Annotated in this window: 20 protein-coding genes; 3 read left to right on the top strand and 17 right to left on the bottom strand. The window is 71.4% G+C overall.

Going from position 1 to position 23,258, the window contains the following annotated elements:
* Genes ruvX through ACWGN5_RS36255 form a run of 4 tightly spaced genes read right to left on the bottom strand, consistent with a single transcriptional unit; the run spans position 1 to position 3,934 of the window.
* On the bottom strand, positions 1–465 hold the full coding sequence (gene ruvX, locus ACWGN5_RS36270; RefSeq protein ID WP_030693079.1) for a Holliday junction resolvase RuvX: 465 nt from the start codon (positions 463–465) through the stop codon (positions 1–3).
* A gap of 2 nt (positions 466–467) precedes the next feature.
* A complete protein-coding gene (gene alaS / locus ACWGN5_RS36265; protein WP_453522673.1) occupies positions 468–3,137 on the bottom strand; it encodes an alanine--tRNA ligase in 2,670 nt (889 codons plus the stop codon).
* On the bottom strand, positions 3,137–3,490 hold the full coding sequence (locus tag ACWGN5_RS36260; protein WP_453522672.1) for a DUF6167 family protein: 354 nt from the start codon (positions 3,488–3,490) through the stop codon (positions 3,137–3,139). Before ACWGN5_RS36260 ends, alaS begins: the two co-directional genes overlap by 1 nt.
* A gap of 6 nt (positions 3,491–3,496) precedes the next feature.
* Positions 3,497–3,934 carry a DUF948 domain-containing protein gene (locus ACWGN5_RS36255; protein WP_453522671.1) on the bottom strand — a complete coding sequence of 146 codons (438 nt, stop codon included), beginning with the start codon at positions 3,932–3,934 and terminating at the stop codon, positions 3,497–3,499.
* Between the two features lie 157 nt (positions 3,935–4,091).
* Between ACWGN5_RS36255 and ACWGN5_RS36250 the strand changes: the two genes are divergently transcribed.
* Complete coding sequence (locus ACWGN5_RS36250) at positions 4,092–6,308, top strand: ATP-binding protein (protein ID WP_453522670.1); 2,217 nt, start codon at positions 4,092–4,094, stop codon at positions 6,306–6,308.
* 34 nt (positions 6,309–6,342) lie between these two features.
* Here ACWGN5_RS36250 and rpsD read toward each other — a convergent pair whose 3' ends face one another.
* From rpsD to ACWGN5_RS36225, 5 genes are all read right to left on the bottom strand, one after another.
* Complete coding sequence (gene rpsD, locus ACWGN5_RS36245; protein WP_041128255.1) at positions 6,343–6,957, bottom strand: 30S ribosomal protein S4; 615 nt, start codon at positions 6,955–6,957, stop codon at positions 6,343–6,345.
* 351 nt (positions 6,958–7,308) lie between these two features.
* Entirely contained in the window at positions 7,309–8,661 is a 1,353-nt protein-coding gene (locus tag ACWGN5_RS36240) for a replication-associated recombination protein A (RefSeq protein ID WP_453522684.1), read from the bottom strand.
* A 43-nt stretch (positions 8,662–8,704) separates the two neighbouring features.
* Complete coding sequence (locus ACWGN5_RS36235) at positions 8,705–9,331, bottom strand: vitamin K epoxide reductase family protein (protein ID WP_453522669.1); 627 nt, start codon at positions 9,329–9,331, stop codon at positions 8,705–8,707.
* A gap of 132 nt (positions 9,332–9,463) precedes the next feature.
* The gene (hisS, locus tag ACWGN5_RS36230; protein WP_453522668.1) at positions 9,464–10,726 is read right to left on the bottom strand and encodes a histidine--tRNA ligase; all 1,263 of its coding nucleotides are present in this window, start codon (positions 10,724–10,726) and stop codon (positions 9,464–9,466) included.
* A 10-nt stretch (positions 10,727–10,736) separates the two neighbouring features.
* On the bottom strand, positions 10,737–11,444 hold the full coding sequence (locus ACWGN5_RS36225; protein ID WP_369143169.1) for an MBL fold metallo-hydrolase: 708 nt from the start codon (positions 11,442–11,444) through the stop codon (positions 10,737–10,739).
* Between the two features lie 162 nt (positions 11,445–11,606).
* On the opposite strand from ACWGN5_RS36225, the gene ACWGN5_RS36220 reads away from it, so the two are divergent.
* Positions 11,607–12,401 (top strand): peptidylprolyl isomerase, encoded by a 795-nt coding sequence (locus tag ACWGN5_RS36220; RefSeq protein ID WP_453522667.1) that lies wholly within the window; start codon positions 11,607–11,609, stop codon positions 12,399–12,401.
* 199 nt (positions 12,402–12,600) lie between these two features.
* Positions 12,601–13,830, top strand: coding sequence for a DUF349 domain-containing protein (locus tag ACWGN5_RS36215; RefSeq protein WP_453522666.1), 1,230 nt, complete (start codon positions 12,601–12,603; stop codon positions 13,828–13,830).
* Between the two features lie 70 nt (positions 13,831–13,900).
* Here the strand turns inward: ACWGN5_RS36215 and ACWGN5_RS36210 are convergent, their stop codons facing one another.
* The 8 genes from ACWGN5_RS36210 to ruvC all read right to left on the bottom strand — a co-directional run bounded on the left by ACWGN5_RS36210 (position 13,901) and on the right by ruvC (position 23,057).
* Positions 13,901–16,363, bottom strand: coding sequence for a RelA/SpoT family protein (locus ACWGN5_RS36210; RefSeq protein ID WP_453522665.1), 2,463 nt, complete (start codon positions 16,361–16,363; stop codon positions 13,901–13,903).
* A 228-nt stretch (positions 16,364–16,591) separates the two neighbouring features.
* The gene (locus ACWGN5_RS36205; RefSeq protein WP_453522664.1) at positions 16,592–17,143 is read right to left on the bottom strand and encodes an adenine phosphoribosyltransferase; all 552 of its coding nucleotides are present in this window, start codon (positions 17,141–17,143) and stop codon (positions 16,592–16,594) included.
* Positions 17,140–18,210, bottom strand: coding sequence for a protein translocase subunit SecF (secF, locus tag ACWGN5_RS36200; protein ID WP_453522663.1), 1,071 nt, complete (start codon positions 18,208–18,210; stop codon positions 17,140–17,142). The genes ACWGN5_RS36205 and secF overlap by 4 nt, the downstream gene beginning before the upstream one ends.
* A gap of 1 nt (position 18,211) precedes the next feature.
* A complete protein-coding gene (secD, locus tag ACWGN5_RS36195) occupies positions 18,212–19,969 on the bottom strand; it encodes a protein translocase subunit SecD (protein ID WP_453522662.1) in 1,758 nt (585 codons plus the stop codon).
* Positions 19,970–20,113: 144 nt separating this feature from the next.
* Positions 20,114–20,587 carry a preprotein translocase subunit YajC gene (gene yajC / locus ACWGN5_RS36190; RefSeq protein WP_453522661.1) on the bottom strand — a complete coding sequence of 158 codons (474 nt, stop codon included), beginning with the start codon at positions 20,585–20,587 and terminating at the stop codon, positions 20,114–20,116.
* Between the two features lie 165 nt (positions 20,588–20,752).
* Positions 20,753–21,844, bottom strand: a complete 1,092-nt coding sequence (ruvB, locus tag ACWGN5_RS36185) for a Holliday junction branch migration DNA helicase RuvB (RefSeq protein ID WP_453522660.1) — start codon at positions 21,842–21,844, stop codon at positions 20,753–20,755.
* 32 nt (positions 21,845–21,876) lie between these two features.
* Positions 21,877–22,509 carry a Holliday junction branch migration protein RuvA gene (ruvA, locus tag ACWGN5_RS36180; RefSeq protein WP_453522659.1) on the bottom strand — a complete coding sequence of 211 codons (633 nt, stop codon included), beginning with the start codon at positions 22,507–22,509 and terminating at the stop codon, positions 21,877–21,879.
* A complete protein-coding gene (gene ruvC / locus ACWGN5_RS36175; RefSeq protein WP_189804416.1) occupies positions 22,506–23,057 on the bottom strand; it encodes a crossover junction endodeoxyribonuclease RuvC in 552 nt (183 codons plus the stop codon). The genes ruvA and ruvC overlap by 4 nt, the downstream gene beginning before the upstream one ends.
* Positions 23,058–23,258: the final 201 nt, after the last annotated feature.

Genomic DNA, 23,258 nt, shown 5'->3' with positions numbered 1-23,258 from the left:
TCAGATGACCACTTCGACGCCCTCACCGGGCGGATTACCTGATACCCGTTCGGACTCAAGAGCGTTCTGAAGGATGATCACAGCGGCGGCCTGGTCGATCACGGACCGCCCCTTCTTCGCCTTCACACCCGAGGCCCGCAGGCCCTGGGTCGCGGTGACCGTGGTCATCCGCTCGTCGACGAGCCGGACCGGCACCGGGGCGATGCCCTTGGCCATCTCCCGGGCGAAGGCCCGGACCTTGGTCGCGGCCGGGCCCTCCCGCCCGCTGAGCGAGCGGGGCAGGCCCACGACGACCTCGATCGGCTCGTACTCCTCGACGATCTGGCGGAGCCGCCGGTGGGCGGCCGGGACGTCACGCCCCGGCACGGTCTCCACCGGCGTCGCGAGGACCCCGTCGGGGTCGCACGAGGCGACCCCGATCCGGGCGTCCCCGACGTCGACCGCGAGACGGCGGCCGCGGCGCATCGTCACGCCGTCTCCACCACGAGGCGCTCGACCGCGGCGATGGCCTCGCCGACGGCCTCCGGGTTCTGGCCGCCGCCCTGGGCGACGTCCGGCTTGCCGCCGCCACCGCCGCCGAGGGTCTTGGCGGCCGTACGGACCAGCTCGCCGGCCTTGAGACCGCGCTCGCGGGCGGCCTCGTTGGTGGCGATGACCGTCAGCGGCTTGCCGTTGACCGTGGTGAACAGGGCCACGACGGCCGGACGGCCGCCGGAGATGCGGCCACGGACGTCGAGGACCAGCTTGCGCAGGTCGTCGGCGCCGGTGCCGTCCGGCACCTGGCCGGTGACGAGGGCGACGCCGCGGATGTCCTGGGCGGAGTCGACGAGACCGGCGGCGGCCTGGAGGACCTTCTCCGCGCGGAACTTCTCGATCTCCTTCTCGGCGTCCTTCAGCTTGCCGAGCATGGAGGAGATCTTCTCCGGCAGCTCCTCCGGGCGGCCCTTGACGAGCTCCTGGAGCTGGGCGACGACCGTGTGCTCGCGGGCGAGGAAGTTGTACGCGTCGACGCCGACGAGGGCCTCGATGCGGCGCACGCCGGAGCCGATGGACGACTCGCCGAGCAGTTTCACCAGGCCGAGCTGGGCGGTGTTGCCGACGTGCGTGCCTCCGCACAGCTCCTTGGAGAAGTCGCCGATGGTGACGACGCGGACCTGCTCGCCGTACTTCTCGCCGAACTCGGCGATGGCGCCCTGGCGCTTGGCCTCGTTGATCGGCATGACCTCGGCGTGGACCTCCAGCTCGCGCGAGAGGACCTCGTTGATCTTCTGCTCGACGTCGGTGAGGACCTGGCCGGGCACGGCGTTCGGCGAGCCGAAGTCGAAGCGGAAGCGTCCGGGCTGGTTCTCGGAACCGGCCTGGGCGGCCGTCGGGCCGAGGGCGTCACGCAGCGCCTGGTGCGTCAGGTGCGTGGCGGAGTGGGCGCGGGCGATGGCCCGGCGGCGCTTGACGTCGATGGCGGCGTAGGCGGTGGCGCCCACGGTCACCTCGCCGACCTGCACCGAGCCCTTGTGGACCGAGACGCCCGGGACGGGCTGCTGGACGTCGCGGACCTCGATGACGGCGCCGCTGTGCAGCTTGATGCGACCCTGGTCGGCGATCTGGCCGCCGCCCTCGGCGTAGAACGGGGTGCGGTCGAGGACGACCTCGACCTCGTCGCCCTCGGAGGCGGCCGGCGACGGGACGCCGTTCACCAGGAGGCCGACGACCGTGGTCTCGCCCTCGGTGTTGGTGTAGCCGACGAACTGGGTGGCGCCGTTGGAGTCGGCGATCTCCCGGTAGGCCGTCATGTCGGCGTGGCCGGTCTTCTTGGCCTTGGCGTCGGCCTTGGCGCGGTCCCGCTGCTCCTTCATCAGGCGGCGGAAGCCGTCCTCGTCCACGGAGAGGCCCTGCTCGGCGGCCATCTCCAGGGTGAGGTCGATCGGGAAGCCCCAGGTGTCGTGGAGCAGGAAGGCCTTCTCGCCGGCGAGGATCGTGCCGCCGGCGGCCTTGGTCTCGGTGACGGCGGTGTCGAGGATGTTGGTGCCGCCCTTGAGGGCCTTGAGGAAGGCGGCCTCTTCGGCGAGGGCGACGGTCTCGATCCGCTTGCGGTCGGTGACCAGCTCCGGGTACTGCTCGCCCATCGTGTCGATCACGGTGGTGACGAGGTCGTGGACGACCGGGCCGGTGGCGCCGAGCAGGCGCATGTTGCGGACGGCGCGGCGCATGATGCGGCGCAGCACGTAGCCGCGGCCCTCGTTGCCGGGGGTCACGCCGTCGCCGATGAGCATCACGGAGGTGCGCATGTGGTCGGCGACCACGCGGAGCGAGACGTCGCTGTCGTGGGCCTTGCCGTAGTCGACGCCGGTCAGCTCGGTGGCCTTGTCGATGACGACCTTGAGGGTGTCCGTCTCGTACATGTTCTGGACGCCCTGGAGGATCATCGCCAGGCGCTCCAGGCCGAGGCCCGTGTCGATGTTCTTCGACGGGAGCTCGCCGAGGATCGGGAAGTCCTCCTTGCCGGAGCCCTCACCGCGCTCGTACTGCATGAAGACCAGGTTCCAGATCTCCACGTACCGCTCGTCGTTGACGGCCGGGCCGCCCTCGACGCCGAACTCGGGGCCGCGGTCGTAGTTGATCTCGGAGCACGGGCCGCAGGGGCCGGGGACGCCCATCGACCAGTAGTTGTCCTTCTTGCCGAGGCGCTGGATGCGCTCGGCGGGGACGCCGACGACGTCGCGCCAGATGCGCTCGGCCTCGTCGTCCTCCAGGTAGACGGTGATCCAGAGCTTCTCCGGCTCCAGCCCGTAGCCGCCGTGCTCCACCGGGGTGGTCAGCAGCTCCCAGGCGAGCTTGATGGCGCCTTCCTTGAAGTAGTCGCCGAAGGAGAAGTTGCCGCACATCTGGAAGAACGTGCCGTGGCGGGTGGTCTTGCCGACCTCTTCGATGTCCGGCGTGCGCACGCACTTCTGCACGCTGGAGGCGCGCGTGAAGGGCGGCTTGACCTCGCCCAGGAAGTAGGGCTTGAACGGCACCATGCCGGCCGGGACGAGCAGCAGAGTCGGGTCGTCCGCGATGAGCGACGCCGAAGGGACGACGGTGTGCCCGCGCTCCTCGAAGAAGCTCAGCCAGCGGCGGCGGATTTCAGCCGACTCCATCAGTGGTCCTCATTCCGGTTGTACGAACTCGAAGGCATCTTGGAAAACGAATAGGTGGTCGGGTGCGCGGCCGGGCCGAGCGCGGCCCTCCGGCGCGGCTCCGGGAGCTCCCGGACCTGGTCCACGGGGGCGTCCAGGCCGAGCGCCTCGCCCAGCTCGGCCTCCCGCTGGACCATGCCCGCACGGACGTCGAGGGCGAAGTCCTTGAGGCGGTGACCGGTCTCGAGTGCCTTGTTCGCGGCCTGGGCCGCGAGGCTCTCGGGGGTCAGCTGCTTCAGCTTCCGGTTGACCTTGGTGGTGGCCCACACGCCGGCGGCTGCGCCGGCCGTGAACCAGAACGTGCGGCGGAACATCGCGGCTCAGCCCTTCTGCTTCCGGCGTCGCGAGGACGGCACGGTACGGCCGACGATCACAGTACGGCGGGCGGCCGCCCGCGGCGCGTCCTCCGCGTCACGGCCCCGGCCGAGCGCCTTGCGGACGCCGTAGCCGAAGGCGGCCACCTTGACGAGCGGGCCGCCGAAGGTGGAGGCGACGGTCGTGGACAGCGCGGAGGCGTTGGAGGTGACCTCCTGGACGTCCGAGGCGATGGCGTCGACCCGGTCGAGCTGGGTCTGCGCCGAGCGGACGGTCGCGGAGGCGTCGGCCAGCAGGGGAACGGCCTGTTCGGTCACGTCCGCCACCAGCCTGGTGGTCGCCCTGAGCGTCTGCGCCAGCCTCACCAGCACCACGGCGAGGAAGGAGACGAGGATCGCCCAGAACACGGCCACCAGGATCCCGGCAACCTCTCCACCGGTCACTGTGCACCGCTCTCTGCTGTCGTTGGGCCTTGTGAAAGTCGTCCCCCGACCCTATCGCGCCCGGGCTGTCCTGCCGTACCGCATTACCGCCCGTGGGACGGGAGTTACGGCAACCCGATTGTACGGAGCGCGCCCGGGTGAGTACGCTCCGTGTCCCATGCGACGGAGCAATCTCCCGGCGGAGCTGAACCGGTTCGTCGGACGGGCCGCCGAGCAGGCCGCACTGACGGCGCTCCTCGAGACATCCCGCCTGGTCACGGTGGTGGGCGTGGGCGGGGTCGGCAAGACACGCCTGGCGCTGCGGGCTGCCGCGGGAGCGCAGAAACGCTACGGCGAAGGGGTCAGGCTCGCCGAGCTGGCGCCGCTGCGCGACCCCGACCTGGTCGCGTACGCCCTGGTCGAGGCGCTTGGACTCACCGACCACACGCCGAAGGCCCCGCGCGAGGTCCTGGTCGAGCACCTCGCGGAGCGGCGGATGCTGCTGGTCGTGGACGGTTTCGAGCACCTGGTGGAGAACTGCGCGCCGCTGCTGCGCGAGCTCCTCGCCCACGCGCCCGGACTCACCGTGCTCGCGGTCGGCCGCCGGCCGCTGCGGGTGGCGGGCGAGGCGGTGTTCCCGCTGGCGCCGATGGACGAGACGGACGCGGTGGCGCTGCTCGCCGAGCGGGCGGCGGAGGCGGGCGCGCCGGTGCTGCCGGTACATCCGGCGGCGTCGCTCGTCCCGGGTACGGGGAGGGTCCTGGCCCCCGAGCCCGGTGCGGCGGCCGTACGGGAGCTGTGCCGGCGGCTCGACGGCATCCCGCTCGCCCTCGAACTCGCGGCCGGCCGTCTCCCCCTCCTCTCGGTGGAGCAGATGCTGCACCGGCTCGACGACCGCTTCCGGCTCCTGACGGACGGCGAGCGCGGGGCCCTCCCCCGCCATCAGACGCTGCGCACCGCGATCGGCTGGAGCCACGAGCTGTGCACCCCCGAGGAGCGGCTGCTGTGGGCGCGTCTCTCGGTGTTCGCCGGCCCCTTCGACCTGGAGGCGGTGGAGTACGTGTGCGGGAGCCGGGAGCTGCCGCCCGAGCGGATCCTCGACCATCTCGGGGGCCTGCTCGCCCAGTCGCTGGTGTCCCGGGAGGACACGCCCGCGGGCCCGGCCTACCGGCTCCTCGACACGGTCGCCGCGTACGGGGCGGAGTGGCTGGCGGCGCTGGGTGACACGGAGCGGATGCGGCGGCGGCACCGCGACTGGTACATGGGGCTCGCCACCTGGTGCGAGCTGGAGTGGTTCAGCCCCCGCCAGCCGGAGGTCGCGGCCCGTACGGACGCGGCGCTGCCCAATCTGCGGGCGGCCCTCGACCTGTGCCTCGAACTCCCGGAGGACACCCACCTCGCCCAGCACCTGGCGGGCACGCTCTGGTTCGCCTGGGTCGGCTGCGGGCGCCTCTCGGAGGGCCGGCACTGGCTGGAGCGGGCGCTCGCGCTGGAGTCCGGGCACGAGGAGGCCCGGCTCAAGGCGCTGTGGGTGCTCGGATACGTGGCGGTCCTGCAGGGGGACGGCACGGCGGCGGTCGCCGCGCTCCACGAGTGCGGGGAGCGGGCCAGGTCCACGGGGAACGCGCTGGCGGAGGCGTACGCGACGCACCGGATGGGCTGTCTCGCGCTGCTCTCGGACGATCTGCCGCGGGCCGAGGCGCTGATCGGGCGGGCCCTCGACTCGTACCGGGAGCTCGGCGAGCTGAACAGCAATGTGCTGATGGGCCAGGTCGAGGTGGCGATGGCCCGGGCCTTCCGGGGCGACCTGGAGGGGGCGGTCGCGATCTGCCGGGAGGTCCGGGAGGTCTGCGAGGAACGCGGGGAGCTGTGGACCCGGGCGTACGCCCTCTACGTCCTGGCGTACTCGGCGTGGACCCGGGACGCCTTCGGGGAGGCGCGGGAGCTGCTGACCGAGTGCGTCTCGATCAACCACACCTTCCGTGACCTGATCGGTCTCGTCCTGGCGATCGAGCTGCTCGCGCTCGTGACGGTCAGCGAGGGGGATCCGGCGGAGGCGGCGGTCCTCCAGGGGGCCGTGGTGCCGGTGTGGGACACGGTGGGCATCCGGCTCTTCGGCTCCGAGGCCTTCGACGGGCCGCGGGCGCTGTGCGAGCAGCGGGCGGCGGAGGCCCTGGGCGCGGAGGCCTTCGACCAGGCGGTACGGGAGGGCCGGCGGCTGCCGCTCGACGCGGTCGTGGAGCGGGCGCTCACCGCGCGCCGGGATCCGGCCCTCGTCGGCCCTGCGGCCGCGACGGCCCCGCGTCCGTTCCGTACGGCCAGGTCGGCGGGGGTCCCGGGAACGCGGAAGCCCGCCGGCTCCCCCACCGGAAAGGGCGGGGAAGCGGCGGGCTGAACACCGCGGGGGTGGTACTGCGCCGTTGCTGGGATCAGCGGGCGTAGTACTCGACGACCAGCTGCTCGTCGCAGATGACCGGGATTTCCTTGCGGTTCGGGTCGCGGTCGAGGCGGAAGGCCAGGGCCTTCAGGTTGACCTGCAGGTAGCGCGGGGTCTCGCCGTCGGCGGCGAAGCCACCCTCACGGGCCATCTCGAACAGCGGCTTGTTGCGGCTGCGCTCGCGGACCATGACGACGTCGTCCGGACGGACACGGAACGACGGCTTGTCGACCTTGCCACCGTTGACCTGGATGTGACCGTGCACGACCATCTGGCGGGCCTGGTAGATGGTGCGGGCGATGCCCGAACGCAGGACCAGGGCGTCGAGGCGACGCTCGAGCTCGACGACCAGCGCCTCGCCCGTCTTGCCCTCGGCCTTCTTGGCGCGGTCGTAGGCGCGCGCCATCTGGCGCTCGCTGATGTCGTACTGGGCGCGCAGACGCTGCTTCTCGAGCAGACGGACCTTGTAGTCCGAGTTCTGCTTGCGGCCACGGCCGTGCTCGCCCGGCGGGTAGGGGCGGGCCTCGAAGTACTTGACGGCCTTCGGGGTCAGCGCGATGCCGAGGGCACGCGACTTCTTGACCTTGGGACGGGACTGGTTCGCCATGAACCAACCTCTCTATCTGTACGAATACGGCTTCACCAGGGTTAGGGGAGGTCGCATCCGCAGCCCGGGAAACCCGTCTGGTCCGTACGGGACGGACGTGGCGGGCAGCCGCTCCCAGGTCTGGGCACATACGTGCAGCACGCGAACGACCCATCGCCGCTCCCGGGAATCCAGGTGGTGATGGGTGGCCCGCGACACCTTCGAAGGTGCGCGACGCTCCTGGAAACCCCGCCCGAGGGCGGTGTCTCCGGCTGACTGTCCCGTTCTGGTGGTGCCGACCGGAGTCGGGCACGGGACGCAGCGATCCGGACCAGTGTACCGGCTCCGGAGGGCGCCTTCGCCCGGGGTCCGTCAGCCGTCGCCCTTCAGGCGCTCGCGCACGCGCTCCACCACGTCCGCGTATCTCGCCTCCGCTCCGTAGCGCGTCGGCTCGTAGTACTGGCGGCCGTGGATCGAGTCCGGGGCGTACTGCTGGGCCGCGATGCCGCCCGGTACGTCGTGCGGGTACACGTACCCCTGGGCGTGGCCGAGCTTGGCCGCGCCCTTGTAGTGGCCGTCGCGCAGGTGCGGCGGGACCGAGCCCGCGAGGCCGTTGCGGACGTCGGCGAGGGCGGCGCCGATCGCGGTCGTCGCGGAGTTCGACTTCGGGGCCAGTGCCAGGGCGATGGTGGCGTGGCTCAGGGTGAGGGCCGCCTCGGGGAAACCGATCATGGCGACGGCCTGGGCGGCGGCGACGGCGATCGGCAGGGCGTTGGGGTCGGCGAGGCCGATGTCCTCGCTCGCGGAGATCATCAGCCGGCGGGCGATGAAGCGCGGGTCCTCCCCCGCCTCGATCATCCGCGCCAGGTAGTGCAGGGCCGCGTCCACGTCCGAGCCGCGGATCGACTTGATGAGCGCGCTGGCCACGTCGTAGTGCTGGTCGCCGTCCCGGTCGTACTTCACGGCCGCGCGGTCGACGGTCTCCTCGACGGTCTGGAGGGTGATCTCCGGCTCGCCCTTGGCGATCGCGGCGCCCGCCGCCGCCTCCAGGGCCGTCAGGGCGCGCCGGGCGTCGCCGCCGGCGACGCGCAGCAGGTGCGCCTCGGCGTCCTCCGGCAGGGTCACGGCCCCGCCGAGTCCCCGCTCGCCGGTGAGCGCCCGGGCCATCAGGCCCTTCAGGTCCTCGTCGGTCAGCGGTTCCAGGGTGAGGAGCAGGGAGCGGGAGAGGAGCGGGGAGATGACGGAGAAGTACGGGTTCTCGGTGGTGGCGGCGATCAGCGTCACCCAGCGGTTCTCGACGGCCGGCAGGAGCGAGTCCTGCTGGGCCTTGGAGAAGCGGTGGATCTCGTCGAGGAAGAGGACGGTCTCCTTGCCGAAGCCGCCGACCGCGCGCCGGGCGCCGTCGATGACGGCCCGGACCTCCTTGACACCCGCGGTGATCGCGGACAGCTCCACGAAGCGCTTGTTCGTCGCCTTCGACACGACGTACGCCAGGGTCGTCTTCCCGATGCCCGGCGGGCCCCAGAGGATCACCGAGGAGGCCCCGGCGGGGCCGCCGTCCCCGTCCCCGACGAGTCTGCGCAGCGGCGATCCGGGCTTGAGCAGGTGCTGCTGCCCCACCACCTCGTCGAGGGTGCGGGGGCGCATCCGGACGGCCAGCGGGCTGCTGGCCGGGTCCTTCTCCTGGCGGTCTTCGGCTGCTGCGGTAAAGAGGTCGGGCTCCACAGTCATGAAGCCTAAGTCAGGGCACTGACAGACCTGCCCCGGCTCAGCTGGTCCAGAAGTCCCACCAGCGGGTCAGGATCAGCATGCCGATGATCCCGATGTGCAGGACCGGCAGGATCCAGGTGAACTCGTCGAAGAAGGTCTTCAGGCCGCCGGGGGCGGGGATCACGCCGAGGCGCACGTTGTGCGAGGTCACGTACCAGAACATGACGATGGTGGCGACCCAGGCGAGGCAGCACCACAGGCAGAGCGAGTTGATCTCGTACAGCGACTGGTACATCAGCCAGGTGCAGAAGCCGACGCCGAAGAGGGTGCCGGCGTTGAGGCCGAGCCAGTACCAGCGGCGGTAGCGGGCTCCGGCGAGCAGGCCCACGCCGATCGCGATGACCATGGCGTACGTGACGAGGCCGAGCATCGGGTTCGGGAAGCCGAAGACCGAGGCCTGCTCGCTCTTCATGATGTTGCCGCAGGAGACGATCGGGTTGAGGCTGCAGCCCGGGGTGAAGTTCGGGTCTTCGAGGAGCTTGAACTTGTCGATGGTGATGACCCAGGCGGCGAGCAGTCCGGCCGCGCCGGTGATCACGAGGAGCCAGGAGAAGGCCCGGCTCGCTCCGATCGCGCCGCCGCCGTCCCGGCCGGAGCCGACCTCGTCCACCGCTGCCTTCGCCATGTCACCTTTTCCCTCGCTCGACCGGCCTTGTGGGCAGGGTCATTCTGCAACACGGACCTGTCGTCCGGCCGTTCGCGGGAGATAAGGAAGGGCCCGGACCGGGGTGCGGTCCGGGCCCTTCCGTACGGCGGATCAGGCCAGCTTGGCCCGTACGGCGTCCACCAGCTCGTCCAGGGAGACGGCCTGCTGCTCGCCGGACTCCATGTCCTTCAGCTGCACGACGCCCTCGGCGAGGTCCCGCTCACCGGCGACCACGGCGAGGCGGGCACCGGAGCGGTTGGCGTCCTTCATGGCGCCCTTGAGCCCCTTGCCGCCGAAGGAGAAGTCGGCGGCGACGCCGGCCCTGCGGAGCTCGGTGACCTTGCCGAAGAGGAGGCGGCGGGCCTCCTCGCCGATGGCGACGGCGAAGACACTGGTGGCGGCGGGGATGTCGAGCTCGACGCCCTCCGCCTCCAGGGCGAGGACCGTGCGGTCCACGCCGAGGGCCCAGCCCACCGACGGCAGCGCGGGGCCGCCGATCATCTCGGAGAGGCCGTCGTAGCGGCCGCCGCCGCCGACCGCCGACTGCGAGCCGAGGCCGCCGTGGACGAACTCGAAGGTGGTGCGGGTGTAGTAGTCGAGGCCGCGGACCAGCTTGGGGTCGTCCTCGAAGACGACGCCCGCCGCGGTGATCAGGGCGCGCACCTCCTCGTGGTACGCCTTGCACGCGTCGCACAGGTAGTCGCGCAGGAGCGGCGCGTCGGTCAGCTGCTTCTGCACGGCCTCGCGCTTGTCGTCGAGGACGCGCAGCGGGTTGATCTCGGCGCGGCGCAGGGTGTCCTCGTCGAGGTCGAGGCCGCGCAGGAAGGTCTGGAGGGCCTCCCGGTAGACGGGGCGGCACTCCTTGTCGCCGAGCGAGTTCAGCAGGATGCGGAAGTTCCGCAGGCCCAGCGAGCGGTACGCCTCGTCGGCCAGGATGATCAGCTCGGCGTCGAGCGCCGGGTCCTCGGCACCGATGGCCTCGGCGCCGACCTGGGAGAAGTGCCTGTAGCGGCCCTTCTGCGGGCGCTCGTAGCGGTAGTACGAGCCGGAGTACCAGAGCTTGACCGGCAGGTTGCCCTGCTTGTGGAGGTTCGCCTCCAGGGCGGCGCGCAGCACGGAGGCGGTGCCCTCGGGACGCAGGGCGAGCTTGTCGCCGCCCTTGGTCTCGAAGGCGTACATCTCCTTGCTGACGATGTCGGTGGACTCGCCGACGCCGCGGGCGAAGAGGTTCACGTCCTCGAAGCCGGGGGTCTCGACGTAGCCGTAGCCGGACCTGCGCAGCGGTCCGGAGATCGCGTCCCGGACCGCCAGGTACTTGGCGGAGTAGGGCGGGATCAGGTCGTACGTGCCCTTGGGGGCCTTGAAGGTGCTCACGAAAATCTCGTCACATTCCTCGTCGGGGAGCGTCCGTGCTCCCGAGGCCGGCGGCCACGTCCCTCAGATAGGGGTTCGTGGCGCGCTCCTGGCCGATGGTCGTCTGGGGACCGTGTCCCGACAGCACCACGGTCGAGTTGTCGAGCGGCAGGCACACGCGGGCCAGCGACGCGAGCATCTCGTCCATGTCACCGCCGGGAAGGTCGGTGCGTCCGATGGAGCCGGCGAACAGCAGATCCCCGGAGAAGAACACGGAGGGGATCTCCGTGGTCTCGGGCATCCGGAAGGTCACCGACCCCTTGGTATGACCGGGCGCGTGGGCGACGGAGAACTCCAGACCGGCGAGCTTCAACTGGGAGCCGTCGGTGAGCTCGCGCACGTCGTCGGGCTCTCCCACGGTCAGCTCGCCCATGAGGGGCATCCCGATGGAGCGGCCGAGGGCCTTCTCCGGGTCGCTCATCATGTAGCGGTCGGACGGGTGGATCCACGCGGGGACGTCATGGGCGCCGCACACCGGAACGACGGAGGCGACGTGGTCGATGTGTCCATGGGTGAGGACGACGGCGACGGGCTTGAGCCGATGCTTCTTCAGCGTCTCCTCGACACCCTGGGTGGCCTGGTGGCCCGGGTCGATGATGACGCACTCCTCGCCTGCGGCGGGGGCGACCAGATAGCAGTTGGTCCCCCAGGCCCCGGCGGGGAACCCGGCAATCAGCACGTTCGTCCTTAGTTGTCGTCCGGCACGCGGGCGCGGAACTCGTGGAAACACGGAATGCGGCAGATCAGAGCCTACCGGCGGTGCCGCTTCCACAGCCAACCCGTATACGGTACGGGCACATCCGGCCAGGACAGGAACAACCGAGCGACAGGAGCGGACCCGGTGGTCACCAGCGATCAGCGGCGGCGGCAGCTTGCCAGGGAGAAGTACGCGCGGCAGCAGCAGCGGCGGGAGGAGAACCGGCGCAAGGCGAAGCGCCGCAACACCGTCATCGCGGCCTCCCTCGCGGTGGTGCTCGCCGCGGGCGGCGCCGTCTACGCCTCGGTGGCGCTGACGGACGACTCCTCGAAGGCCTCGGACAACGCGGCGAGCGACACGCCCAGCACGCCGGCGCCCACCGAGAGCGAGTCGGCGAGCCCGGAGCCGAAGCTGACCGTGGACCAGAAGGCCACGTACGCCATGGCCCTCAAGACCAACGAGGGCGAGATCACGATCACCATGGACGCGGCGAAGACGCCGCACACGGTGAACTCCTTCAAGCACCTCGCCGACAAGAAGTACTTCGACGGGACCAAGTGCCACCGCCTCACGACCGAGGGCATCTACGTGCTCCAGTGCGGCGACCCCAAGGGCGACGGCACCGGCGGCCCCGGCTACACGATCCCCGACGAGAACCTGACCGCCCTCGGCAAGGCGGGCGCGGACGGCACCGTGACCTACCCGGCCGGCACCGTCGCCATGGCGAACACGGGGCAGCCGGGCAGCGGCGGTTCGCAGTTCTTCCTCGTCTACAAGGACACCAAGCTGCCGCCGAGCTACACCCCCTTCGGGAAGATCGACGCGGCCGGCCTCAAGGCGGTCCAGGACGTGGCGAAGGCCGGTGTCGAGGGCGGCGCCACCGACGGCGCCCCGAAGAAGCCGGTCACCATCGAGAAGGCGACCGTCGCGAAGAAGTGACCCCGCTCGTCCGCACGCGCGCGTGACCGTCCAATCTCGGTCGCGCTGAGTGCGGACAGCCGGGCCGCGGTTCGCCTAGATTGGCGTTGTGCAGCGTGGGCCGTCGGCCGCGCTGCGATGGCGGGCGAGGCCCGCCGGGAAACTGTGGACGATGCCCGGGGGGTACGACCCCGCGACGGCATCATGGTGAGGAGGCGCTGTGAGCAGCGACCCGTGGGGCCGTGTCGACGAGACGGGCACCGTGTACGTGCGGACGGCCGAGGGCGAGAAGGTCGTCGGATCGTGGCAGGCCGGCACCCCTGAGGAGGCCCTGGCCTACTTCGAGCGCAAGTACGAGGGCTTGGTTGTCGAGATCGGCCTCCTCGAGAAGCGGGTGAGGACCACCGACCTCTCGGCGAAGGACGCCACCGCGGCGATCGAGCACATCCGCCAGCAGGTCGACGAGCACCACGCCGTCGGCGACCTGGCCGCGCTCGCGACCCGTCTCGACAAGCTCGTCGAGACGGTCGACTCGCGCCGCGAGGAGCGCAAGGCCCAGAAGGCCAAGCAGACCGACGAGGCGCGCACCGCCAAGGAGAAGCTCGTCACCGAGGCCGAGGAGCTGGCCCAGAGCGAGCAGTGGCGCTCCGCGGGCGAGCGGCTGCGGGCGCTCGTGGACACCTGGAAGGGCCTTCCCCGGCTCGACCGCAAGTCCGACGACGAGCTGTGGCACCGCTTCTCGCACGCCCGCTCGGCGTTCTCGAAGCGGCGCAAGGCGCACTTCGCGTCGCTCGACGCCCAGCGCGAGGACGCCCGCAAGGCGAAGGAGCGTCTGGTCGCCGAGGCGGAGTCGCTGTCGAACTCCACGGACTGGGGCAACACGGCGGCCCGCTACCGCGAGCTGATGGCGGAGTGGAAGGCGGCCGGCCGCGCCCAGCGCGAGCACGAGGACGACCTGTGGAACCGCTTCCGCGGTGCGCAGGACGTCTTCTTCGCGGCGCGCGGCGAGGTCTTCGCCGAGCGGGACGCGGAGCAGACCGAGAACCTCAAGCTGAAGGAGGAGCTCGCGACCGAGGCCGAGAAGCTGGTGCCGGTGACGGACCTGAAGGCGGCGCGCGCGGCCTTCCGTTCCCTCAACGAGCGCTGGGAGGCCATCGGCCACGTCCCGCGTGACGCCCGTCCCAAGGTCGAGGGCCGGATGCACACGGTGGAGCGGGCGATCCAGGAGGCCGAGGAGGCCGAGTGGCGCCGGACGAACCCGGAGGCGCGTGCGCGTGCCGCGGGTCTGACCGGTCAGCTGCAGGACGCCGTGGAGAAGCTGCGCAAGCAGATCGACGCGGCCCGCGCCGCCGGCAACGACGCCAAGGCCGACAAGCTGGCCCGTGAGCTGGAGGGCCGCCAGGCCCTGCTCGACCAGGCGCTGAAGGGCCTGGAGGAGTTCGGCGGCTGAGGCCGCAGCTCCGACTCGTGTACGAGGAAGGCCCCCGGCATCGCGCCGGGGGCCTTCCTCGTGCCTGCGGTCAGGGCCGGCGGGCGCTGGTGACGCGGTAGACGTCGTAGACGCCCTCCACGCCCCGTACGGCCTTCAGGACGTGGCCCAGGTGCTTCGGGTCGCCCATCTCGAAGGTGAAGCGGGAGGTGGCCACCCGGTCGCGGGAGGTCTGGACGGCCGCCGAGAGGATGTTGACGTGCTGGTCCGAGAGCACCCGGGTGACGTCGGAGAGGAGCCGGGAGCGGTCCAGCGCCTCGACCTGGATGGCGACGAGGAAGACCGAGGACTGCGTCGGGGCCCACTCGACGTCCAGGATCCGCTCCGGCTCCCGGGACAGCGACTCCACGTTGACGCAGTCGCTGCGGTGAACCGATACGCCACTGCCCCGGGTGACGAACCCGATGATCGGGTCGCCGGGCACCGGCGTGCAGCAGCGGGCCAGCTTCACCCAGACGTCCTCGACGCCCTTGACGACGACACCGGGGTCGGCGCTGGAGCGGCGCTTGGAACGGCCCCGCGTCGGCGGTGCGGCCTCGTCGATCTCCTCGGTGGCGGCCTCCTCGCCGCCGAGCGCCTGGACCAGCTTCTGCACGATGGACTGGGCCGTGACGTGGCCCTCGCCGATCGCCGCGTACAGCGAGGAGATGTCGCTGTAGCGCATCTCGTGGGCGAGGGTGACGAGGGAGTCGCCGGTCAGGATCCGCTGGATCGGCAGGTTCTGCTTGCGCATGGCCCGCGCGATGGCGTCCTTGCCCTGCTCGATGGCCTCGTCGCGGCGCTCCTTGGAGAACCAGGCGCGGATCTTGTTCCGGGCGCGCGGGGACTTGACGAAGCCCAGCCAGTCGCGGGAGGGCCCGGCGCCGGCGGCCTTGGAGGTGAAGACCTCGACCAGGTCGCCGTTGTCGAGGGTCGATTCGAGCGGCACGAGCCGCCCGTTGACCCGCGCCCCTATCGTGCGGTGGCCGACCTCGGTGTGGACCGCGTACGAGAAGTCGACGGGGGTGGCGCCGGCGGGCAGCGCGATGACGTCGCCCTTCGGCGTGAAGACGAAGACCTCGTTGCGGGAGAGGTCGAAGCGCAGGGACTCCAGGAACTCGCTGGGGTCCTCGGTCTCCTTCTGCCAGTCGAGGAGCTGGCGCAGCCACGCCATGTCGTTGAGGTGGTCGTCCTTGCCGGCCTTCTTGGGCACGTCGGCGCGGACCTTGGAGGCGCCGGCGACGGCCTCCTGCTTGTACTTCCAGTGGGCGGCGATGCCGTACTCGGCGCGCCGGTGCATGTCGAAGGTCCGGATCTGGAGCTCGACGGGCTTGCCGTTGGGTCCGATGACCGTCGTGTGCAGCGACTGGTACATGTTGAACTTCGGCATCGCGATGTAGTCCTTGAACCGGCCGGGGACCGGGTTCCATCGCGCGTGGACGGTGCCGAGGGCCGCGTAGCAGTCACGGACGGTGTCCACGAGGACGCGGATGCCGACCAGGTCGTAGATCTCCGCGAAGTCACGGCCGCGGACGATCATCTTCTGGTAGACGCTGTAGTAGTGCTTCGGGCGGCCGGTGACGGTCGCCTTGATGCGGGCGGCCCGCAGGTCGGCCTGGACCTCGTCGGTCACTATGGCGAGGTACTCGTCCCGCTTGGGGGCGCGCTCGGCGACGAGCCGGACGATCTCGTCGTACATCTTGGGGTAGAGGATCGCGAAGGCGAGGTCCTCCAGTTCCCACTTGATGGTGTTCATGCCCAGGCGGTGGGCCAGGGGCGCGTAGATCTCGAGGGTCTCGCGGGCCTTCTTCTCCTGCTTCTCCCGCTTGAGGTAGCGCATGGTGCGCATGTTGTGCAGGCGGTCGGCGAGCTTGATGACCAGGACGCGCGGGTCCTTGGCCATGGCGACGACCATCTTGCGGACGGTCTCGGCCTGCGCGGCCTCGCCGAACCTGACCTTGTCGAGCTTGGTGACGCCGTCGACGAGCAGGGTGACCTGGTCGCCGAAGTCGCGGCGCAGGTCCTCCAGGCCGTACTCGGTGTCCTCGACGGTGTCGTGGAGGAGACCGGCCATCAGGGTCGCCGGGTCCATGCCGAGCTCGGCGAGGATCGTGGTGACGGCGAGCGGGTGCGTGATGTACGGGTCGCCGCTCTTGCGCTTCTGGCCGCGGTGCCAGCGCTCGGCGACCTGGTAGGCCCGCTCGACCTGGCGGAGCGTCGCCGTCTCGATCTTGGGGTCGTTGGAGCGGACGATCCGCAGCAGCGGTTCGAGGACCGGGTTGTACGGGGAGGAGCGCTGGACGCCGAGCCGGGCGAGGCGGGCGCGGACGCGGTTGGACGAGCCGCCCGAGCGGGCGGGCGCGGGCCGCTCGGGAGCGGCGGGCGCGGGGGCGGGCGCAGCAGGCGTGGGCCTGGTCTCCGCTGGCTTGTTCTGGGGCGTGCCGGTCCCCGGCGCGGCCTTCTCGGCCTTCGGGTCGGGCTGCGCGGCGGAGAGTGACTGGGCCTCGTCTGGCAAGAAGCGCTCCTCTGCGGTCCCCCCGGACGGAGTCTGGGGGAGGTCTCCGGGTCCCCCGGTCAGGCCCGGAAAGGCCATGGTATCGAGCCAGGCGTGGACGTGCTCACGTGCCCGGGTTTCGGACCGCTCCCGGTGGGGCAGCGCCGTGCGGCCGGGGGGACATCAGGGGAACGCGGAGGGGCGCCCCGGGGATTCCCCGGAGCGCCCCGATCGGGGTGAACCCCGATGTCAGACCGTGATCAGCGCCGTGAGCGGCGCCCCGCCCAGGGCGGGCTCCAGCCGGGCGCGGCCCGGGAGGAAGCCGAGCTCCATGAGGACGGCGACACCGGCGACCTCGGCGCCCGCGCGGCGGATCAGCTCGATGGAGGCCTCGGCCGTGCCGCCGGTGGCGAGGGCGTCGTCGATGACCATGACGCGGTCGCCCGCGGCCAGGTCCTCGGCGTGCACCTCGATCTCGGCGGTGCCGTACTCCAGCTCGTACGCCTGGCGGAGCGTGGCCCCGGGGAGCTTGCCGGCCTTGCGGACCGGGACGAAGCCCAGGCCCGCGCGGACGGCCACCGGGGCGGCCAGGATGAAGCCGCGGGCCTCAAGGCCGACGATCTTCGTCGCGCCGTGCGCGGAGCACAGCCCGGCGAGGGCGTCGGTGAGGGCCGTGAACGCCACCGGGTCCGCGAGCAGCGGCGTGATGTCCTTGAACAGCACGCCCGGCTTCGGGTAGTCGGGGACGTCGCGGATGCGGCTGAGCAGGAGCTCGGTGACGCCCTGGGCCTCGGCGGTCATCCTCGGCGCTCCTCGGTGCCGCGACGGCCGCCCCGCGGGCCCACGACGGCGGCCTCGGCGGCCGGGTCGTCCGCCATGTCCAGCGACTCGCCCTTGGCGGCGGCGCTGGCGCGCTTGGCCAGGATGCGCTTCCTGAGCGCCTTGATCGAGGGCTCGCGCTCCTTGAGGTCCGCCACGAGCGGGGTGGCGATGAAGATCGAGGAGTACGCACCCGCGGCGAGGCCGACGAACAGCGACAGCGAGATGTCGTTGAGCATGCCGGCGCCGAGGACGCCGCCACCGATGAAGAGCAGGCCGGCGACCGGCAGCAGCGCGACGACGGTGGTGTTGATCGAACGGACCAGGGTGCCGTTGATCGAGCGGTTGGCCAGCTCGCTGTAGGTGAAGCGGGTCTGCTTCGTGATGTCCTTCGTCTGCTCCTTGAGGGAGTCGAAGACGACGACGGTGTCGTACAGCGAGTAGCCGAGGATCGTCAGCAGACCGATGACCGTACCGACGGTGACCTCGAAGCCGACCAGGGAGTAGATGCCCACCGTGATCGTGAGGTCGTGGATGAGGGCGACGAGTGCCGCGACCGCCATTCTCCACTCGAAGGCGATGGCCAGGTAGATCACCACGAGGATCATGAAGATCCCGAGGCCGGTCCAGGCCTTGGTGGCGATCTGCTCGCCCCAGCTGGGGCCGACGAGCTCGGCGGCGATCTTCTCCTCGGGGACGTTCAGGTCCTTGGAGAGTTCCGCGCGGACCTGGTCGGACTTGGCGGTGTCGAGGCCGCCGACCTGGATGCGCAGGGAGCCGTTGCCGAGCTTCTGGACGATCGCGTCGTGGCCGGAGGCCTCTTCCGCGTAGTCCTGGGCCTGGCTGACGGAGACGTCCGACTTCGGGGTGGTGAAGACGGCGCCGCCCTGGAACTCGATGCCCATGTTGAGGCCGCGGACGGCCAGGGCGACGATGGCGGTGATGGTGATCAGGATGGACAGGCCATACCAGATCTTGCGGTTGCCGATGAAGTCGTAACCGACCTCACCGCGGTGGAGCCGGGCGCCGAGATCGCCGAGCTTCGACATCTCACGCCTCCTTCGCGTCGACGGGGGCGTGGGCACGGCGGGTGCGGCGCAGCGGCGGCTTGGCGCCGAGCCGCTTCGGGTCCAGGCCGGACCACTTGTGACCGTTGCCGAAGAACTTGGTCCGGGCGAGCAGCGTCATGACCGGCTTGGTGAAGAGGAACACCACGACGATGTCGAGCAGGGTGGTCAGGCCGAGCGTGAACGCGAAGCCCTGGACCTTGCCGACGGTGACGATGAACAGCACGGCCGCGGCCAGGAACGACACGAAGTCGGAGACCAGGATGGTGCGGCGGGCGCGCGGCCAGGCGCGCTCGACGGCCGGGCGGAGCGTGCGGCCCTCGCGGAGCTCGTCGCGGATCCGCTCGAAGTAGACGATGAACGAGTCCGCGGTGATACCGATGGCGACGATGGCGCCGCAGACGGCCGGCAGGTTCAGCGCGAAGCCGATGGCCGGGCCGAGCAGGGCCATGATCACGTAGGTGAGGAGCGCCGAGACGCCGAGACTGAGGATGGCGATGAGCGACAGGCCGCGGTAGTAGGCCACCAGGTAGATGATGACCAGGCCGAGGCCGATGGCGCCGGCGATGAGGCCGGCCTGCAGCTGGTCGCCGCCCAGCGCGGCGGTGACGGTGTCGACGCTCTGGGTCTGGAACGTCAGCGGCAGGGCGCCGTAGGACAGGATGTTGCCGAGGTCCTGCGCGGACTGCTGATTGAAGTTGCCGGAGATCTCCGCGCTGGCGCTGAGCGTCTGACGGACGGAGGGCGCCGAGACGACGTCGCCGTCGAGGACGATCGCGAACCGGTTCTGCGGGTCGGTCTGCTGCGACAGCTTGCTGGTGATCGACTGGAACTTCTTCGAACCGGCGTCCGTGAAGTCCATGGTGACGATCCAGATGCCGCGCTGCGGGTCGAGGACGCCCTTGGCGTTGTCGACGTCCTTGCCGTCGACCTCGGCCGGGCCGAGCAGGTACTTCGACCAGACGCCCGGGCTGTCCTCGCCGCAGGCCACGGTGGGCTCGGACGCCTTGACGCCCTGGCCGGCGGCGGCGCGGGCCTTGGGGTCGAGGCAGTTCAGGGCAGTGAACTTCGCCTGCAGCGCCGCGGTGGCGGGGTCCGGCTTCGGGGTCGCCTGCGGGGTCCCGGTGGCCTTCGGGGTCGCGGAGGAGCTCGCGGTGGGCGTCGGGCTCGGGGCCTTGAGGGCCTCGGTGAGCGCACGGCCCTGCGAGGAGGCGGTGGCCGTCGGGGTCGCCGACTTCTCACCCGCAGTGGCACCGGAGGCGGAGGACTTCGGCTTCGGCGTGGCCGAGGGGGAACCCGAGGTCGTGGCGCTGGGTGCCGGCTGGGGCGCGCCGCTCGTCACGGCGAGAACGGGCCGGAAGTAGAGCTGGGCGGTGGTGCCGACCTGCTCGCGGGCCTGCTTCTCGTTCGTCCCGCGAGGGATGTTGACGATGATGTTCTCGGCGCCCTGCGTCTGAACCTCGGCCTCGGAGACACCCAGACCGTTGACACGGCGCTCGATGATGCCGACCGCCGTGTTCATGTTGGTCTCGTTGACCGCCGACTCCTGGCCGGGCTCGGCCTTCGCCTTCAGCGTGATCGACGTGCCGCCGGCGAGGTCGATGCCGAGGCGCGGGGTGGTGTGCCCCGACCAGAACATCCCGCCGGTGAGCGCGACCATGGCGATCAGGATGAGTGCCAGGGCGCGGCCCGGACGGCTCTGTCCCCCCGCCGGCCTTCGGCCCTTCTTCGGTGCTGCCACCTGTCGTATCTCCCTGTCCAACCGCCTCACGCCGGGTATGCGTGAGACGGCCACGAAGTGTGTGTGGGGACCTGCCCCCGCAGACGTGGAACCGTTCCGGGGACCGCGCTCGCCGGTGGGCGGGCACGCGGTCCCCGGCCGCGACTACTTCGCGTCGGTCTCGCCGTCGGCCTTGCCGTCCTTCTGACCCTCGGCGGCGGCCTCGGCCGCGTCCGACTTCTTCGTGAGGTCGGCCTTCGGCGCGTCCTCGACGGTCTCCGCGTCCGTGGCCTCGGCGGCCTCGGTCAGCGAGGAGGCGTCGTCCGGGACGACGGTGTCGGTGTCCGACTCCTCGTCGTCGCCGTGGACGATCCGGTTGTACTCGGAGTCCTCGAGGACCGCGCCGATCGCGTTCTTCGCGTAGACCGCGTGCACGCCGGGCGCGACCTCGAGGAGAACGGTCTCGTCGCCGATCTCCTTGACGGTGGCGTACATCCCCCCGATCGTCCGTACGCCGGTGCCGGGCTGCATCTCGTTGCGCATCTGCGCCGCCGCCTGCTGCTTCTTCTTGGCAGAGCGGGTCATCAGGAACATGGCCCCGATGAGGACGATGAAGGGGAGGAGGGTCACGATGCTCACGGGACGGGTTTCCTTCGCACGGTCGCGGAGAACCCGCGGCCTGATCTTCGGGGGTGGGCGCGCCGACCGGAAAGGGCGGCAACGGCGGAGTCTAGGCGAGTCCGCATCGATGGAACAACGTCCAGCATCGCACCCCGGTTCCGGTCCGGGCGAGTGTCCGCACCGTCACGCCCCGAAGAGCCCCTGTTGTCCCGATCCCATGCCGTACCCTGCGCTCCCCGGGCCCGCTGCCTGCGGCGGAACGAGTCCGAGGTGCGTCCATGCCGCGGGTGTGGCGACCCGGCCACGGGGGGTGCGGGCCAGCAGCCCTTCGCGTACGAGGAAGGGTTCGGCGACCTCCTCGACGGTCTCGCGCTCCTCCCCCACGGCGACCGCGAGGGTGGACAGACCGACCGGTCCGCCGCCGAAGAGCTTGAGCAGGGCCTCCAGGACGGCGCGGTCGAGCCGGTCGAGGCCGCGGCTGTCCACCTCGTACACGCTGAGGGCCGCCTCGGAGACCTCCCGGGTGATCACTCCGTCGGCCCTGACCTGGGCGTAGTCCCGGACCCGGCGGAGCAGGCGGTTGGCGATGCGGGGGGTGCCGCGGGAGCGGCCGGCGATCTCGGCGGCGCCGGCGGGGTCGATCTCGACGTCGAGGAGTCCGGCGGAGCGGTGGATGACGCGCTGGAGCTCGGCCGGGTCGTAGAACTCCATGTGGCCGGTGAAGCCGAAGCGGTCGCGCAGCGGCGGCGGCAGGAGTCCGGCCCGGGTGGTGGCGCCGACGAGGGTGAAGGGCGGGAGTTCCAGCGGGATGGCGGTGGCTCCGGGGCCCTTGCCGACGATGACGTCGACGCGGAAGTCCTCCATCGCCATGTAGAGCATCTCCTCGGCGGGCCGGGACATCCGGTGGATCTCGTCGAGGAAGAGGATCTCGCCCTCCTGGAGGGAGGAGAGGATCGCCGCGAGGTCGCCTGCGTGCTGGATGGCGGGGCCCGAGGTGATGCGGATCGGCGCGTTCATCTCGGCCGCGATGATCATCGAGAGGGTGGTCTTGCCGAGGCCGGGGGCGCCGGAGAGCAGCACGTGGTCGGCGGTGGCACCGCGCTGGCGGGCGGCCTTGAGGACGAGGTCGAGCTGCTGGCGGACCTTCTCCTGGCCGACGAACTCGCTGAGGTCCTTGGGCCGCAGGGCCGCCTCGACGGCCTGGTCGTCGCCCTCGGCGGAGGCGCCGACGATCCGCGCGTCCGGCTCGGCGGTGCTGTCGTCGTCCCAGTTCACGGTGGTGGTTGCCTTCTCTTTCGTACGGGCGGTCAGCGGGCGCGGTTCAGCGTCTGGAGCGCGGCGCGGAGGAGCTGGGGAACCGGGGCCGAGCCGCCGGCGGCGATCGCGGCCTCGGCCTGCGGCGTGACGGCGCTGACGGCCTCCTCGGCCTCGCGGCTCGCGTAGCCGAGGCCGATCAGGGCGGCGGACAGCTGCTCGGTCCACGGCGCGGGTCCGGCGGCCGCGGCGCGCTGGGCGCCGACGAGGCCGCTGCTGCCGAGCGGGGCGCCGAGTTTGTCCTTCAGTTCGAGGAGGAGCTTCTGGGCGCCCTTCTTGCCGATGCCGGGGACGGCGGTGAGGGCCTTCTCGTCGCCGGTGGAGACGGCGAGGCGCAGCGCGTCGGGGCTGTGCACGCCGAGCATGGCCTGGGCGAGGCGGGGGCCGACGCCGCTGGCGGTCTGGAGGAGCTCGAAGACCTGCCGCTCGTCGTCGTCGGCGAAGCCGTACAGGGTGAGGGAGTCCTCCCGTACGACCAGGGAGGTGGCCAGTCGGGCGTGCTCACCGAGGCGCAGGCCGGCGATGGTGTTCGGGGTGCACTGGACGGCCATGCCCACTCCCCCGACCTCGACGACGACGGTAGTGGGGGCGAGGGCGGCGACCGGGCCGCTCACGAAGGCGATCATCGGGTACGGCCTTTCAGCGCGGTGACGGGCCGGGCAGCGGCGTGCTGGGCGACGGCCTGTTGCAGACGGTTCTGGGCGGGGGCCCGCCAGATGTGGCAGATGGCGAGGGCGAGGGCGTCGGCGGCGTCGGCCGGCTTGGGCGGGGCGGAGAGCCGCAGGAGCCGGGTCACCATGGCCCCGACCTGGGCCTTGTCGGCGCGGCCGCTGCCGGTGACGGCGGCCTTGACCTCGCTGGGGGTGTGCAGGGCGACGGGGATCCCGCGCCGGGAGGCGCAGAGCATGGCGACCGCGCTGGCCTGGGCCGTGCCCATCACCGTACGGACGTTGTGCTGGCTGAACACCCGCTCCACGGCGACGAGTTCGGGCGAGAAGCGGTCGAGCCACTCCTCGATGCCGCGCTCGATGCCGACCAGGCGGACGCCGATGTCGGCGTCCGCGGCGGTGCGGACGACGCCGACGCCGAGCATGGTCAGGGGCCGGCCGGCGACACCCTCGACGACGCCGACGCCGCACCGGGTCAGCCCGGGGTCCACCCCGAGTACGCGCACGCCGCCCCCTCCCCTCTTTGCGGCTGAACCGCCGCCGCTCTCGCGGAGGTGGTGCTCGCCGTCGTGGTTCCTCAATTCATGATTGCGGCCCCAGGCTAATCGGGGCCACTGACAACGACGGCGGGGGGGGGGGGGGGGGGGCCCGCGGCCCGCCGGAGGGGATGTGCCCCGGAAGAGGGCGGCCCGGAACAAGAGCCCCAC

The sequence above is a fragment of the Streptomyces sp. NPDC055815 genome (assembly GCF_053616475.1).
The sequence above is the reverse complement of the archived record's forward strand: the minus strand, read 5'-3'. Positions and strand labels throughout refer to the sequence as shown.

Bases quoted from the DNA above. Each gene is read 5' to 3' on its own strand.
- ruvX (WP_030693079.1), bottom strand. From the start codon at position 465: ATGCGCCGCGGCCGCCGTCTCGCGGTCGACGTCGGGGACGCCCGGATC.
- alaS (WP_453522673.1), bottom strand. From the start codon at position 3,137: ATGGAGTCGGCTGAAATCCGCCGCCGCTGGCTGAGCTTCTTCGAGGAG.
- ACWGN5_RS36260 (WP_453522672.1), bottom strand. From the start codon at position 3,490: ATGTTCCGCCGCACGTTCTGGTTCACGGCCGGCGCAGCCGCCGGCGTG.
- ACWGN5_RS36250 (WP_453522670.1), top strand. From the start codon at position 4,092: ATGCGACGGAGCAATCTCCCGGCGGAGCTGAACCGGTTCGTCGGACGG.
- rpsD (WP_041128255.1), bottom strand. From the start codon at position 6,957: ATGGCGAACCAGTCCCGTCCCAAGGTCAAGAAGTCGCGTGCCCTCGGC.
- ACWGN5_RS36235 (WP_453522669.1), bottom strand. From the start codon at position 9,331: ATGGCGAAGGCAGCGGTGGACGAGGTCGGCTCCGGCCGGGACGGCGGC.
- ACWGN5_RS36205 (WP_453522664.1), bottom strand. From the start codon at position 17,143: ATGACCGCCGAGGCCCAGGGCGTCACCGAGCTCCTGCTCAGCCGCATC.
- secF (WP_453522663.1), bottom strand. From the start codon at position 18,210: ATGTCGAAGCTCGGCGATCTCGGCGCCCGGCTCCACCGCGGTGAGGTC.
- ruvA (WP_453522659.1), bottom strand. From the start codon at position 22,509: ATGATCGCCTTCGTGAGCGGCCCGGTCGCCGCCCTCGCCCCCACTACC.